This is a genomic window from Nocardioides sp. URHA0032 (assembly GCF_000620645.1).
Classification (GTDB): Bacteria; Actinomycetota; Actinomycetes; order Propionibacteriales; family Nocardioidaceae; genus Nocardioides.
In genome coordinates this window covers 394,568-409,112 of record NZ_JIAV01000014.1, presented here as the reverse complement: position 1 = coordinate 409,112, position 14,545 = coordinate 394,568, and the positions used below count along the sequence as shown (strand labels likewise).

Annotated in this window: 15 protein-coding genes; 9 read left to right on the top strand and 6 right to left on the bottom strand. The window is 72.4% G+C overall.

The genetic code is table 11. The features are described from left to right. The first annotated feature begins 9 nt into the window (after positions 1-9). The gene (locus N538_RS23760) at positions 10-1,020 is read left to right on the top strand and encodes a hypothetical protein (protein ID WP_051548701.1); all 1,011 of its coding nucleotides are present in this window, start codon (positions 10-12) and stop codon (positions 1,018-1,020) included. On the opposite strand, the gene N538_RS0104015 is transcribed toward N538_RS23760, so the two are convergent. Beyond that, positions 1,007-1,888, bottom strand: coding sequence for an aldose-1-epimerase (locus tag N538_RS0104015; RefSeq protein ID WP_036569319.1), 882 nt, complete (start codon positions 1,886-1,888; stop codon positions 1,007-1,009). The genes N538_RS23760 and N538_RS0104015 overlap by 14 nt on opposite strands. A 25-nt stretch (positions 1,889-1,913) precedes the next feature. On the opposite strand from N538_RS0104015, the gene xylB reads away from it, so the two are divergent. The 3 genes from xylB to N538_RS0104000 are packed head-to-tail and all read left to right on the top strand — an operon-like array spanning position 1,914 to position 5,527. Further along, positions 1,914-3,311, top strand: coding sequence for a xylulokinase (gene xylB, locus N538_RS0104010; protein ID WP_028636229.1), 1,398 nt, complete (start codon positions 1,914-1,916; stop codon positions 3,309-3,311). Further along, on the top strand, positions 3,308-4,498 hold the full coding sequence (locus tag N538_RS23755) for a kynureninase (protein WP_036569317.1): 1,191 nt from the start codon (positions 3,308-3,310) through the stop codon (positions 4,496-4,498). The genes xylB and N538_RS23755 overlap by 4 nt, the downstream gene beginning before the upstream one ends. Positions 4,499-4,501: 3 nt before the next feature. Further along, positions 4,502-5,527, top strand: a complete 1,026-nt coding sequence (locus N538_RS0104000) for a S66 family peptidase (protein ID WP_028636228.1) — start codon at positions 4,502-4,504, stop codon at positions 5,525-5,527. Positions 5,528-5,545: 18 nt separating this feature from the next. On the opposite strand, the gene N538_RS0103995 is transcribed toward N538_RS0104000, so the two are convergent. The 3 genes from N538_RS0103995 to N538_RS0103985 all read right to left on the bottom strand — a co-directional run bounded on the left by N538_RS0103995 (position 5,546) and on the right by N538_RS0103985 (position 7,687). After that, positions 5,546-6,220: a response regulator gene (locus N538_RS0103995; protein ID WP_028636227.1), complete on the bottom strand. Its 675-nt coding sequence runs from the start codon at positions 6,218-6,220 to the stop codon at positions 5,546-5,548. Positions 6,221-6,224: 4 nt separating this feature from the next. After that, a complete protein-coding gene (locus N538_RS0103990; RefSeq protein WP_051548698.1) occupies positions 6,225-7,289 on the bottom strand; it encodes a sensor histidine kinase in 1,065 nt (354 codons plus the stop codon). Between the two features lie 74 nt (positions 7,290-7,363). Further along, positions 7,364-7,687, bottom strand: coding sequence for a hypothetical protein (locus N538_RS0103985; RefSeq protein ID WP_155991951.1), 324 nt, complete (start codon positions 7,685-7,687; stop codon positions 7,364-7,366). A 162-nt stretch (positions 7,688-7,849) separates the two neighbouring features. Between N538_RS0103985 and N538_RS0103980 the strand changes: the two genes are divergently transcribed. Next, positions 7,850-9,805 (top strand): amino acid transporter, encoded by a 1,956-nt coding sequence (locus N538_RS0103980; protein ID WP_028636224.1) that lies wholly within the window; start codon positions 7,850-7,852, stop codon positions 9,803-9,805. A gap of 36 nt (positions 9,806-9,841) precedes the next feature. Here N538_RS0103980 and N538_RS0103975 read toward each other — a convergent pair whose 3' ends face one another. After that, complete coding sequence (locus N538_RS0103975) at positions 9,842-10,420, bottom strand: type VI secretion system tube protein Hcp (RefSeq protein ID WP_028636223.1); 579 nt, start codon at positions 10,418-10,420, stop codon at positions 9,842-9,844. Between the two features lie 83 nt (positions 10,421-10,503). Then, positions 10,504-10,851 (bottom strand): UBP-type zinc finger domain-containing protein, encoded by a 348-nt coding sequence (locus N538_RS0103970; RefSeq protein WP_028636222.1) that lies wholly within the window; start codon positions 10,849-10,851, stop codon positions 10,504-10,506. A gap of 66 nt (positions 10,852-10,917) precedes the next feature. Here N538_RS0103970 and N538_RS0103965 point away from each other — a divergent pair, with 66 nt between their 5' ends. The 4 genes from N538_RS0103965 (at position 10,918) to ilvN (ending at position 14,538) form a co-directional block, all read left to right on the top strand. Continuing rightward, complete coding sequence (locus tag N538_RS0103965) at positions 10,918-11,334, top strand: VOC family protein (protein WP_028636221.1); 417 nt, start codon at positions 10,918-10,920, stop codon at positions 11,332-11,334. After that, the gene (locus tag N538_RS0103960) at positions 11,331-12,011 is read left to right on the top strand and encodes a 4a-hydroxytetrahydrobiopterin dehydratase (protein WP_036569314.1); all 681 of its coding nucleotides are present in this window, start codon (positions 11,331-11,333) and stop codon (positions 12,009-12,011) included. Before N538_RS0103965 ends, N538_RS0103960 begins: the two co-directional genes overlap by 4 nt. Positions 12,012-12,232: 221 nt before the next feature. Next, positions 12,233-13,987 carry an acetolactate synthase large subunit gene (locus N538_RS0103955; protein ID WP_028636219.1) on the top strand — a complete coding sequence of 585 codons (1,755 nt, stop codon included), beginning with the start codon at positions 12,233-12,235 and terminating at the stop codon, positions 13,985-13,987. After that, positions 13,984-14,538: an acetolactate synthase small subunit gene (gene ilvN / locus N538_RS0103950; RefSeq protein ID WP_028636218.1), complete on the top strand. Its 555-nt coding sequence runs from the start codon at positions 13,984-13,986 to the stop codon at positions 14,536-14,538. Before N538_RS0103955 ends, ilvN begins: the two co-directional genes overlap by 4 nt. Positions 14,539-14,545 lie beyond the last annotated feature (7 nt).

Sequence of the window (14,545 nt, the reverse complement as noted above, 5' to 3'; positions counted from 1 at the left end):
GTCGTCCAGATGACCCAGCAGCCGGACAACCGCGGCCCGGTGCTGTTCCTCGTGCTCCTGGCGATCGTCGCGCTGATCGTCGTCGCCTGGGGCGTCGACGGATCCGACGGCGGCGCCGGCTCGGCGCGTCCGGTCGAGGTCGTGCAGCTCGAGGACGCCGTTCGGGGGTCCGCCCCCTCGGCAGGGGCGGCGCAGCCCGACCCGGAGCCCGACCCGCGGCCCGGCGGCCGCCCGGTCCCGCTGCCCGACGGGGGCACCAGGGTGTTCGGCGGCAACCACTTCCTCGTCGCCTACTACGGCACCGGCCAGACCGCGGCGATGGGAGTGCTGGGCGAGAGCGATCCCGACACCATGGACGCGCGGCTGCACCACGCCGCGGCGCCGTTCGCGGGGACGGGCCGCCCGCTGCGTCACGTGTACGAGCTGATCGTCACCATCGCCGACGGCAGCGCCGGCGCGGACGGTTCCTACAGCCACGACATCCCGCGAGCGGTGGTCGAGACCTATCTCCGCGCGGCCCACCGCAACCATGCCCTGCTGCTGCTCGACCTGCAGCCCGGCCGGAGCGGGTTCCTCGAGGTCGCGAAGCGCTGGGGCTGGGCCCTGCGGGACCCGTGGGTCGGCCTCGCGCTCGACCCGGAGTGGCGGATGGCGCCGCACCAGGTCCCCGCCCGCACGGTCGGGCAGGTCGGCGCACCGGAGGTGAACCGGACCTCGAAGTGGCTCTCGCACCTCACCCGGGAGGAGGGCCTTCCCCAGAAGCTGTTCGTGCTGCACCAGTTCCGGGTCGACATGGTCGAGCACATCGAGGACGTCGTCCGCCGCAGGGGCCTGGCGATGGTCCAGCACGTCGACGGCTTCGGCACCCGCCGGCAGAAGCTCGCGACGTACCACGCGGTCGGCCGGCCACGGCAGTTCACGATGGGGTTCAAGCTCTTCTACGACGAGGACGTCGATCGGATGGGCGCGCCCGCCGTGCACGCGCTCCGGCCGACGGTGCGGCTCGTCAGCTTCCAGTGATCGTGAACGCCAGCCGGTGCGTGGCGCCCGGCTCGAGCACGACCAGGTCGGTGCCGGTGCGGAACGCGTCCGGCGGGCAGCTCATCGGCTCGATCGCCACCGCCCGCCGCGCCGGGTCGTGGGTGTCGCAGGTGAAGACGTGCAGCCACGCGCAGCCCTCGCCGAGCGTCACGCTGATGGCCCGGTCCCCGTGGCGCAGCGTCGCGGTGTCGCCCGTGAGACCGCCGAAGGGATGGTCCACGACCAGGTCGCCGATCGGGCGGGACTCGCGGAAGTCGTACGCCGAGCCCTCCACCGGCTGCGCCGGCGAGGGCAGGCCGCGCTCGTCCATCGCGCACCACGTGGTCGCCGGGAGCACGAGCTCGAGGTCGTCGGCGGGACGGTCGAGCGTGAAGTACGGATGGTGCCCGGCGCCGTACGGCGCGGGCGCCGAGCCGGCGTTCGTGGCCGCGATCGCCACGTGCAGGCCGTGGCCGTCCAGCCGGTACGCCGCCTCGAGGTCGAGCGCGAACGGGTAGCCCGCCTGCGGCACCAGCTCGTGCCGGAGCGTCGCGCTCGTGTCGTCGTGGTGCGCGACCCGCCAGTCGACCCAACCGGCCAGGCCGTGCAGGGCGTTGCCGTTCTCCGGCTCGGTGAGGGGGAGCTGGTGGGTGGACCCTCCGAAGTCGTAGCGGCCGTGACCCACCCGGTTCGGCCAGGGCTGGAGCACCCAGCCCCGGTAGTCGGGGCAGATCTCACCGGGCCGGTAGCCGGCGACCAGGTCGCGCCCGCCGTACGTGAAGGTGCGGAGGCCCGCGCCCACGGTGACGACCTCGGCCCGGTACGGACCGTGATCGAGGACGAGGGTGTGGCCGGCGGGCTCGCGCATGGGGGAAGCCTGCCAGAATCGCCGCATGCCTCTCGTCGCCGGGATCGACTCCTCCACCCAGTCCTGCAAGGTCGTCGTCTGCGACGCCGATACGGGGGAGCAGGTGCGCATCGGGACCGCCCCGCACCCCGAGGGCACCGAGGTGCACCCCGACCACTGGTGGTCGGCGCTCCAGCAGGCGATCGAGGCGGCCGGGGGGCTCGACGACGTCGCGGCGATCGCGGTCGGCGGCCAGCAGCACGGCATGGTCTGCCTCGACGAGCACGGCGAGGTGGTCCGGCCGGCACTGCTCTGGAACGACACCCGCTCCGCCCGAGCCGCGCTCGACCTGATCGAGGAGCTCGGCGGGCCCGGGCCCTGGGTGGACGCGGTCGGGCTGGTGCCGGTGGCGTCGTTCACGGTCACCAAGCTGCGCTGGCTGCGTGACCACGAGCCCGAGAACGCCGCGCGGGTCGCGGCGGTCTGCCTGCCGCACGACTGGTTGACGTGGAAGCTCGCCGGCGCGTCAGGCCTCGACGCCTTGGCCACCGACCGCGGGGACGCGAGCGGTACCGGCTACTGGTCACCGCTCACGGGGGAGTACCGCCGCGACCTGCTCACCATGGGCCTGGGCCACGACGCGGTCGTCCCCCGGGTGCTCGGCCCGGCGGAGGTCGCCGGCCACACGCCCGCGGGTCAGCCGCTCGGCCCCGGCACCGGCGACAACGCGGCCGCCGCGCTGGGGCTCGGCGCGGTCAGCGGCGACGTCATCGTCTCGATCGGCACCTCCGGCGTCGCGTGCGCCGTGGCCGAGAAGCCGGTGGGCGACGTCACCGGCGCGGTGGCCGGCTTCGCCGACGCGACCGGCCGGTTCCTGCCGCTGGTCGCCACCATGAACGCCGCCCGCGTGCTCGACGCGGCGGCCCGGATGGTCGGCACCGACCACGCCGGGCTCTCTGACCTGGCGCTCTCCGCGCCGGCCGGTGCCGGCGGCATGGCCCTGGTGCCGTACCTCGAGGGCGAGCGCACGCCGAACAAGCCCGACGCCACCGGGGCGATCCACGGGCTGCGCCTCGAGACCGCGAACCCGCCGTACCTCGCGCGCGCCGCCGTGGAGGGGATGCTCTGCGGCCTCGCCGACGCGGTCGACGCCGTGCGCGCGCTCGGCACGCCGGTCGAGCGCGTGGTGCTGGTCGGCGGCGCCGCCCGGTCTCAGGCGGTCCGGGAGATCGCGTCCGCGGTGCTCGGGCTGCCGGTGACCGTGCCGCAGCCGGGGGAGTACGTCGCCCGCGGCGCCGCCCGCCAGGCCGCGTGGGTGCTGTCCGGCGCGGCCGAGCCGCCGGCGTGGCAGCTCGCCGACGTCGTCGAGACGGAGGTGGAGGCGACGCCGTTCGTGCGCGCCCGGTACGCCTCCGTGCGTGACCTGACGGCGGTGCGCCCGTGATCCGGGACCCGCTCGCGTCGTACCGCGACCGCTTCGTCGGCGCCTCGTCCTCGCTGGTCTACTTCGACGGCAACTCGCTCGGGCGGCCCCTGAAGGTCACCGGACCCCGCCTCGCGGCGTTCGTCGAGGAGGAGTGGGGCGGTCGGCTGATCCGCGGCTGGGACGAGCGCTGGTTCGACCTGCCGCGCACGATCGGCGACGAGCTCGGCCGCGTCGTGCTCGGGGCCGGCCCGGGCCAGGCCGCGATCGGCGACTCGACCACGGTCCTGCTCTACAAGCTGATGCGGGCCGCGGTCGCGGCCCGCCCGGGGCGCACCGAGATCGTGATCGACCGCGACAACTTCCCGACCGACCGCTACGTCGCGGCCGGGATCGCCGCCGAGTGTGGCCTGACGCTGCGCTGGATCGACGTCGACACCAGCGCCGGCGTGACGGCGGACCTGCTCTCGGACGCCGTCGGACCGGACACCGCGCTCGTGGTGCTGTCGCACGTCGCGTACCGATCCGCCTGGCTCGCGGACGTCCCGGAGCTGACCCGGATCGCCCACGACGCCGGCGCCCTCGTGCTCTGGGACCTCTGCCACTCCGTGGGGTCGGTGCCGCTGTCGCTCGACGACTGGGGCGTGGACCTCGCGGTGGGGTGCACGTACAAGTACCTGAACGGCGGGCCCGGCGCGCCGGCGTTCTGCTACGTGGCCACGCGGCACCTCGACGACCTGGTCCAGCCGATCCAGGGCTGGATGGGCGCGGTCGACCCGTTCCTCATGGGCCCGGCGTACGCGCCGGCGAGCGGGATCCGGCGGTTCCTCTCCGGGACGCCCCCGATCGTCGGGATGCTCGCGGTGCAGGACATGCTCGCGCTGATCGACGAGGTCGGGATGCCCGCCGTCCGGGAGAAGTCGGTCGCGCTGACCGAGCACGCGATCTCGGTCGCCGACGGGACGCTCGCTGCCGCGGGGGTGGAGGTGGCCTCGCCCCGCGACCCGGCCCGGCGGGGTGGGCACGTGACGCTGAACCACCCGCTGATGCGCGAGGTGACCGCCGCGCTGTGGGAGCGCGACGTGATCCCGGACTACCGCGACCCGGGAGGCCTGCGGATCGGGCTGTCGCCGTTGTCGACGTCGTTCGAGGAGGTCGACCGCGGCCTGGAAATGGTTCGCGGGGTGCTGGCGGACCTGACAGCCTGAGGCATGCCCCCGACCCGGAGTCCGCGACCGCTGGAGCCCGGTGACCGGATCGGCGTCACCGCGCCGTCGAGCGGCGTGCAGGAGCCGATGCGGGCCAGGTTGGAGGTCGCCGTCTCATCGCTGGAGGCTCGCGGGTACGACGTGGTGCGTGGCTTGTGCCTCGGCACGTCCGGCGTGGTGTCCGCGCCGAAGGAGCAGCGCGCCGCCGAGCTCACCGAGATGCTGGTCGATCCCTCGATCCGGGCCGTGGTCCCGCCGTGGGGCGGGGAGCTGGCGATCGACCTGCTCGACCAGCTGGACTGGTCCGCGCTCGCCGGTGCCGAGCCGACCTGGTTCGTCGGCTACAGCGACCTGACCACGCTGATGGTGCCGATCACGCTGCGGCTCGGCTGGACCACGCTGCACGGCAGCAACCTGATGGACACGCCGTACTCCCCGCCGGACGGCCTGCTGCACTGGACCACGCTGGCCTCGCAGCCCGGTCCCTTCGTGCAGCGGAGCCCGGGCCGGTACCGCTCGACCGGCTGGGACGACTACGTCGCGCACCCCGACGTCTCGCGGTTGACGCTCGACTCGCCCGGCACCTGGCGGGTGCTGTCCGGGTCGTCGGTCGACGTCTCCGGCCGGCTGATCGGCGGCTGCATCGAGACGGTCGGCCCGATCGCGGCCACGCCGTACGGCGACGTCGCGGCGTTCGGCGAGGCGAGCCCGGAGGGGCTGGTCGTCTACCTCGAGGCCTGCGAGGACAACGCCTACACGATCGCCCGCACCCTCCACTCGCTGCGCTACGCGGGCTGGTTCGACCACGCCCGGGCCGTGCTCATCGGGCGCACGAACGCGCCGGACATGCCGGACCTCACCCAGGCCGAGGCGGTCGCCGACGCCCTCGGCGACCTCGGCATCCCGGTCGTGCTCGACGTCGAGTGCGGGCACGTCGCGCCGTACCTCCCGCTGGTGAACGGCGCGCTCGCCCGCGTCGTCGTCGACGGCGACGGCGACCGGCACGAGATCACGCAGACACTGGCCTGATCGTCGACGGACGTCCGGTCAGGGCTGGAATCGGTAGCCCATGCCGGGCTCGGTGCGGAGGAAACGAGGCCGGGAGGGATCGGGCTCGAGCTTGCGGCGGAGCTGGGCGACGTACAGCCGCAGGTTGCCCTGAGCGGTCTCGTAGCCGGGGCCCCAGACCTCGGCGAGGAGCTGCCGGTGACTGAGGAGCTTGCCGGGATGGCGCACGAGGACCTCGAGCAGGTGCCACTCGGTGGGGGTGAGCCGGACCTCGGTGCCGCCGACGGAGACGCGCGTGGCGGCGAGGTCCACCCGCACGTCGCCGAACTCCACGACGGGCTGCGACTCAGCAGGGGTGGTGCGGCGGAGCAAGGACCGCAGCCGCGCCATCAGCTCGTCCATCCCGAACGGCTTGGTCACGTAGTCGTCCGCACCCGCGTCGAGGGCGTCGACCTTGTCGACACTGTCGCTGCGACCGGAGAGCACCAGGATCGGCACGCTCGACCAGCCGCGGATGCCGGCGATGACGTCGACCCCGTCGAGGTCGGGCAGTCCCAGGTCGAGGATGACGACGTCGGGCGGGTGGGAGGCCGCGACCAGCAGTGCCTCGCCGCCGTCGCCGGCGGTGGACACCTCGTAGCCGCGGGCGCGGAGGTTGATGGCGAGGGCCCGGACGATCTGCGGCTCGTCGTCGACGACCAGGACGCGACTCACGGCGTCACCCGCGCTCTGCGACGACGGCCGGCGCGGCGGGAAGGGAGATGACCAGCGTCAGCCCGCCGCCGGGCGTCTCCGCGAGCGTCAGGCTTCCTGCCATGGCCTCGACCAGTCCGCGGGAGAGCGCCATCCCGAGACCGAGGCCGCTGGTGCCGCTGTCCCCGAGCCGCTGGAACGGCACGAACACCCGGTCGCGGTCGGGAACCGCGATACCCGGACCCCGGTCGACGACGCGGAGCTCCACGCGATCTCCGACGGCCCCGGCGGTCAGCAGCACGGGTCCGGGCGCATGGCGCTGGGCGTTGGCCACCAGGTTGACGACCACTCGCTCGAGCAGGCCCGGGTCCGCCACGACCTCGGGAAGCTGCTCGGGCAGGTCGATCGAGACGGCCACCGACCCGACCGCGAGCTCGTCGAGCGCCGCCGCGACGACGTCGTCGAGCGGGATCGGCCGGGTGCGGACCGGCATCGCGCCCGCCTGGAGCCGGCTGAGGTCGAGCAGGTTGTCGACCAGCGCGGCCAGTCGGTCGAGTGCGTCGTCGGCGGTCTCGAGCAGCTCCCTGCGGTCCTCCTCGGTCAGGGTCACCTCACGGCTGCGCAGCCCGGAGACGACGGCCTTCACGGTGGCCAGCGGCGTCCGCAGGTCATGGCCGACCGCCGCCAGGAGAGCGGTGCGCAACCGGTTCCCCGCCTCGAGCTCCGCAGCCTCTCGCACCGCCGCTGCCCGGCGGGCGGCGAGGTCGACGACCCAGCTGACCATCACGGCCACCATCGCGAAGACCACCAGCGCCACGACATCGCCGGCCTCGTGGATCCGGAAGGTGTGGAGCGGCTCGGTGAAGAAGAAGTTCACGAGGGCCGCTCCGAGGGCGCCGGCGAGCAGTGCCGGACCGATACCGCCGACGATGGCGGTGGTGACGACCAGCAGCAGGAACAGCATGGCCGCGCTCGCGATGTCGACGTGGCTGCCCACGGGGACCAGCACCGCGACCAGGAGTGCACTCCCGGCGACGGCCGAGAGGTAGCCGTAGGCGCGTCGCCTCGGGCTGAGACTGCTCCGACCCATCGCACCTCCGGTCCTGTCGGCGCCGGTGGACCGGCGTCGGGCCGTGCTCCCGGGCGGGATGGGTTCGACGGCGTTCACCCCAGTGTGCCGCGTCGGCTGGTGGCCAGGGCGGCGACGACGAAGACGACCAGGCGGAGCAGGTCGAGCTGCGCCAGGGTGAGCACGCCCGCCGTGTTGACGGCGAAGCCGGTGGCGAACGCCCAGCCGGCCAGGCCCAGCAGCAGTGAGTGCCGCGTGTCCAGTGCCGTCGCGAGCACGGTCGTGGCCAGGAACAGCACGACGACGCCGAGCGTTCCGCGCAGTCCGCTCGCGACGATGAGCGCCGCCAGGACGAACAGCACCCCGCCGCTCATCCCGAACCGGACGCCGACCTCGTCGGTCATGACGCGTTGAGCCATGTCGTGCAGTCAAGTCCACGGCGTCCGGGAACGTCGTCGTCCTGACAGGATCCTGACGACGTCGTCCCCGATCCGTGCGGGATCCTGACGCGCGAAGGACCCGGTGTTAGGGGTCTGTTAGGCCCCGTCCGATCCCGGTCGACGGCGAGTTGGATTGACGGCGTGAGTCTCGATCTCCCGCTGCGCGAGCAGCCCGGTGTCCGCTTCCGCCGGTGGCTCTTCTACCGGCCCGACGTCGCCGCCCGGCACGCCGGGCCACATGCGGTCGAGCACTCCGGCGAGGAGCCGCACCGCTGGTGGAAGGTGATGTGCCTGACCGGTGTCGACTACTTCTCGACCCTCGGCTACCAGCCCGGCATCGCGTTCCTCGCTGCGGGTCTCCTCAGCCCGCTGGCGACGGTCATCCTCGTGCTGCTCACCCTGTTCGGAGCCCTGCCGGTCTACCGACGGGTGGCCGCCGAGAGTCCGCACGGCCAGGGGTCGATCGCGATGCTCGAACGGCTGCTGCCCTTCTGGCGCGGCAAGCTCTTCGTGCTGGCGCTGCTCGGCTTCGCGCTCACGGACTTCGTCATCACGATCACGCTCTCGGCCGCCGACGCCAGCGCTCACGTCGTGGAGAACCCGCATGTGCCGAGCGTCCTGCACGGTCAGGAGCTGTGGATCACCCTCGGCCTCGTGGCCCTGCTCGGCGCGGTGTTCCTCAAGGGCTTCACCGAGGCCATCGGCGTGGCGGTCGCGCTCGTCGTGACCTACCTCGTGCTCAACGCCGTCGTGATCGGGGTAGCGGCCGGCCACGTGGTGTCGGCGGGCCACCGGGTCACCGACTGGACAGGCGCGCTCACCGCCGAACACGGGAACCTCGCGGTCATGGTGGCCGTCTCTCTCACACTGTTCCCCAAGCTGGCCCTGGGCCTGTCCGGGTTCGAGACCGGTGTGGCGGTGATGAGCCACGTCGAAGGCGGCGCGGTGGACGACCCGGCACATCCGGCCGGTCGGATCCGCAACACCAGGAAGCTCCTCACGGTGGCGGCCTGCATCATGAGCGTCTACCTGATCGCCTCCAGCCTGGTCACCACGCTGCTGATCCCCGCTGCGGAGTTCCAGGAAGGCGGATCCGCCAACGGACGAGCGTTGGCCTATCTCGCCCACCGCTACCTCGGCGACGGCTTCGGGACCGTCTACGACGCATCGACGATCCTGATCCTCTGGTTCGCCGGCGCCTCGGCGATGGCGGGCATGCTCAACCTGATCCCGCGCTACCTGCCCCGCTACGGCATGTCGCCGGAGTGGGCCGGTGCGGTGCGACCGCTCGTCCTCGTCCTCACCGGTGTCGCCGCCGCGATCACCTGGGTCTTCGATGCCGATGTCAACGCGCAGGGCGGTGCCTACGCCACCGGTGTGCTGGTCCTGATGACCTCGGCGGCCGTCGCGGTCACGCTCGCCGCGCGCAGGGCGGGCCAGCGCCGCCTGACCGTGGCGTTCGTCCTGATCGCGCTGGTGCTCACCTACACCACGCTCGACAACGTCCGCGAACGCCCCGACGGCGTCAAGATCGCCGCCTGCTTCATCGGCGCCATCGTGCTCGTGTCCCTGCTGTCGCGGATCTCGCGAGCGTTCGAGCTGCGTGCCACCGACATCACCTACGACGCACGGGCTGACTCCTTCCTCCGTGACTGCGCCCGCCGGTCCATCCGGTTGGTCGCCAACGAGCCCGACGCCCGGGACGTCGAGGAGTACCGCGAGAAGATCCAGCAGATCGTCGACGACCACGACCTCCCCAACGCCGGTGACATCGTCCTCGTCGAGGTGACCGTCGGCGACTACTCCGACTTCGAGAGCCGGATCGACGTCCGCGGCCTGGTCATGCACGACGAGTACCGGGTGCTCACCGTCACCGGCGCCTCCGTGCCGAACACGCTCGCCGCGCTGCTGATCGACATCCGTGACCGCACCGGCGTCCGGCCGCACATCTACTTCGAGTGGACGGAGGGCAACCCGTTCGGGCACCTGGTCCGGTTCCTCCTGTTCGGCGCCGGTGAGGTCGCCCCCATCACCCGCGAGGTGCTGCGCCGGGCCGAACCCGACCGGGCCAGGCGCCCCCACCTCCACGCCGGCTGACGCCGATCCAGGGACCATCGCGGCCGGAGCCGCCTCTCAGCAGGACGTGCTGGTGGCCAGGTCGAAGCAGTAGGTCCCGGCGGCGGTGCCGCCGGCGGCGAACGAGGTCACGGCGACCCGCGTGTAGTGCAGGCCGAGGGTGAGCCGCGGCGGCTTCGTCGAGCCCGACTGCGCGGTGCGCAGCTGGCTGATCGTCACGTCCGCGAGCTGCCAGACCTCCTGCTTCTTCGTCGTGCCCGGGCGGTAGAGGGTCACGGTGGCCTGCGCGATGTGGACGCCGGTCGTGACCGCGCGCAGCAGCAGGGGGTCGACGTCGTTCGCGTCGACGACCACCGTCGGGTCGTCGGGCACGAACTTGCCGGTGCCACCGCCGCTCCCGGCCGGCGCCGACGTGTTGACACCCCCGGCCCGGAAGGACAGGACCGGGAGCGTGGCCTGGACGCCGCCGGGGAGCGACGCGAACGCGATCTTCCCCGCCTGCGCGGTGCTCGCTGCACGGGCGGCCGGTGGACTCGCCTCGGAGTCGGCGCGGGTGGCCCACCACGTGAGCAGCGAGACGAGCAGCAGCGGGACCAGGACGAGCACGCGGCGGCGTGGGACGACGACAGCGGACATGGCGGACTCCTCGGGAGACGGACGACCATCGGACGTCTCGCAGTGTCCGCCCGGCCGGCGCCGCTGTCATCCGCCGGTCAGTCCTAGTGGATCTTGTCGCGCCAGTCCCCGGGCACCCGGTCGGCGGGCCCGGGCACCGTCTGGTCCTCGGGGTGGCACTCCGGCGGCGCCAGCCCGGGGCCGGCGAACCCGGACTCGGTGGTGTAGTCCCAGAACCACTCCTCGCCCGGCTCGAAGCTCCGGATCACCGGGTGGCCGGTCTCGCGGAAGTGCGCGGTGGCGTGCTGCATCGGCGAGGTGTCGCAGCAGCCGACGTGGCCGCACTGCGCACAGCGCCGCAGGTGCACCCACCAGCCACCGGTGGCCTCGCACTCCGCGCACCCGCTGCCACTCGGCGGGACGGACTGGTCGATGCCGGCGCGCTGGGTCATCCTCCGAGACTACGTCCCCCGGGTGGATCCGGGCCCGGCCCACGTGGCTGTGCCAAGGTGAAGGACGTGGACCAACGGATCAGCTTCGTCACGCTCGCCGTCCGCGACCTCGACGCCACCCGCGCGTTCTACGTCGACGGACTCGGCTGGGGCGCGTCGCTCGACGTCCCCGGCGACGTGCTGATGATCCAGGTCGGCGAGCACGTCGTCCTCTCGCTCTGGCAGGACACCGCCTTCGAGGCCGAGGTCGGCACGATCGTCCGCGGGGACGGCGTCGCGCCGCTCACCCTCGCGCACAACGTCCCCACCCGCGAGGACGTGGACGCCGCGCTCGAGACCGCACGGGCGGCCGGCGCGGAGCCGGTCCACGCCGCGGTCGATCGCGAGTGGGGCGGCTACACCGGCTACTTCGGCGACCCGGACGGGTACCGCTGGGAGGTCGCCTTCAACCCCGGACCGATCGGACAGGTGGTACTGCCATGACCCAGCCGGACCCGAAGCAGGTGCTCCGCTACCCCCAGGTGCAGGCCGAGGACCTCGCCGACTGGCGGTTCTTCCTCATGAAGCTGCACGCCCGCTTCCGGACCGGCAGCTTCGTGAAGGGGCTCGAGCTGGTCACGCGCATCACCGAGGCTGCCGAGGAGGCGAACCACCACCCCGACGTGGTGCTCACCTACCCCCAGGTCGACGTCGACCTGCACAGCCACGACGTGCACGGGGTCACCAGCCGCGACATCGCCCTGGCCCGCCGGATCTCCGACATCGCCGCCGAGCTCGGCGTCGAGGCGGCGCCGCGGGAGGTCTCGACGCTCGAGCTCGCCCTCGACGTCCCGGATGGCGACGTGGTCAAGCCGTTCTGGGCGACGGTCCTCGGGTACGACGACGAGCCCTACCACCAGGTCGAGGACCCGGCCGGCCGCAACAACGCGCTGTGGTTCCAGGAGGCTCCGGATGCCACGGGTGAGGTCCAGCAGCGCTTCCACCTCGACATCGTGGTGCCCCGCGACGTCGCCGAGGAGCGGGTCGAGGCGGCCGTCGCCGCCGGCGGCACGCTGGTCACCGACGAGCACGCTCCGGCGTTCTGGGTGCTCGCGGACGTCCACGGCAACAAGGTCTGCGTCTGCACGGCCGACGGGCGCGAACCCGGCTCGTTCGACTGACACGGACTGAGACCGCCGTCCCGGATGGTGGGACGCCTGCCACACTCGGATGCGGGCGGGAGGCCCGGGCGGCTACGGTGGCGTCATGCCCCAGGACATTCTTGTACGCACGCGACGTGTGAGCTGACCGGACACCGACTCAGCGCGCACGTCACCCCTCGCCGCCCACCAGGGCCGAGGGGTTTTTTGTTGGGCAGGCACGGACGAGACAGGACACAGTGATGAGCGAGCACATGACGGGCGCGCAGAGCCTGATCAGGTCGCTGGAAGCAGCCGGGACCACCGACATCTTCGGGATCCCGGGTGGCGCCATCCTCCCGGCGTACGACCCGCTGATGGACTCCTCGATCCGGCACATCCTGGTCCGTCACGAGCAGGGCGCGGGCCACGCCGCGCAGGGGTACGCCGCCGCCACGGGCCGGGTCGGGGTGTGCATGGCAACCAGCGGCCCCGGCGCCACCAACCTCGTCACGCCGCTCGCGGACGCACACATGGACTCGGTCCCGATCGTGGCGGTGACCGGCCAGGTCGGCGCCGCGTCGATCGGCACGGACGCGTTCCAGGAGGCCGACATCCGCGGCATCACGATGCCGATCACCAAGCACAACTTCCTGGTCACCGACCCGGCCGAGATCCCGCGCACCATCGCGGAGGCGTTCTACATCGCCTCGACCGGACGCCCCGGCCCGGTGCTCGTCGACGTGGCCAAGTCCGCGCTCCAGGCGGCGACGACCTTCGACTGGCCGACCGAGCTGAACCTGCCCGGCTACCGCCCGGTGACCAGGCCGCACTCGAAGCAGATCCGGGAGGCGGCGAAGCTCATCCTGGAGTCCCGTCGGCCGGTCCTGTACGTCGGCGGCGGCTGCATCCGCGCCGGCGCGGCGCGCGAGCTCAGGGTGCTCGCGGAGCTGACCGGCATGCCGGTGGTGACCACGCTGATGGCGCGCGGCGCCTTCCCCGACAGCCACCCGCAGCACCTCGGCATGCCCGGCATGCACGGCACCGTGGCCGCGGTGGCGGGCCTGCAGCGCAGCGACCTGATCATCAGCCTCGGCGCGCGCTTCGACGACCGCGTGACCGGCAACCTCGACACGTTCGCGCCGAACGCCCGTGTCATCCATGCCGACATCGACCCCGCGGAGATCGGGAAGAACCGCGTCGTCGACGTCCCGATCGTCGGCGACTGCCGCGAGGTGATCAGCGACCTCGTCGTGGCGCTCAAGGCCGAGGCGGACGCCGGGCACACCGGCGACTACGAGGCGTGGGTGGAGTTCCTGGCGGGGGTGAAGAAGAAGTACCCGCTCGGGTACGACGCGCCGAAGGGCGAGCTCGCACCGCAGTACGTCCTCGAGCGACTCGGGGCGATCGTCGGCCCCGAGGCGGTGTACGCCGCGGGCGTCGGCCAGCACCAGATGTGGGCGGCCCACTTCGTCGGCTACGAGCACCCGAACACCTGGATCAACTCCGGTGGCCTCGGCACCATGGGCTACGCCGTCCCGGCGGCGATGGGCGCGAAGGTCGGCCGCCCCGACGCCACGGTGTGGGCGATCGACGGGGACGGCTGCTTCCAGATGACCAACCAGGAGCTCGCCACCTGCGCGATCAACGACATCCCGATCAAGGTCGCGATCATCAACAACGAGTCGCTCGGCATGGTCCGCCAGTGGCAGACGCTGTTCTACAACGAGCGGTACTCCAACACCGACCTGCACTCGAAGCGGATCCCGGACTTCGTCAAGCTCGCCGACGCCTACGGCTGCGTGGGCCTCGCGTGTGAGAGCCCGGAGGACGTGGACGCCACCATCACCAAGGCGATGGAGATCAACGACGTCCCGGTGGTGGTGGACTTCCGCGTGCACCGCGACGCGATGGTGTGGCCGATGGTCGCCGCCGGCACCAGCAACGACGACATCAAGTACGCCCGCGACCTGGCCCCGAAGTTCGACGACGACGCAGACCTGGAGCTCCGCCCGTGACGACGCCCATCAACACCCGGCACACGCTCTCGGTGCTGGTCGAGAACAAGCCCGGCGTGCTGGCCCGGATCGCGGGCCTGTTCAGCCGCCGCGGCTTCAACATCGACTCCCTGGCCGTGGGTCCGACGGAGCACCCCGAGGTCTCGCGGATGACGATCGTCGTGAACGTCGAGGACTCGCCGCTCGAGCAGGTCACCAAGCAGCTGAACAAGCTGGTCGAGGTGATCAAGATCGTCGAGCTCGACGGCCCCGCCTCGGTCAACCGTGAGCTGCTGCTGGTCAAGGTGAAGGCCGACGTCGACACTCGCGGCAGCGTGCTCGACGCCGTGCAGCTGTTCCGCGCCAAGGTGGTCGACATCGCACCCGACGCCGTGACCATCCAGGCCGTGGGCAACGCCGACAAGCTCGCAGACCTGCTGCGCGTGCTGGAGCCCTTCGGCATCCGCGAGCTCGTGCAGTCCGGCATGGTCGCGATCGGCCGCGGCTCCCGTTCCATCTCCGAGCGCAACCTGCGTCCGGTCACCGTGCCGGCTCCGCCGGCGGCAAGCTGAGCCCGTC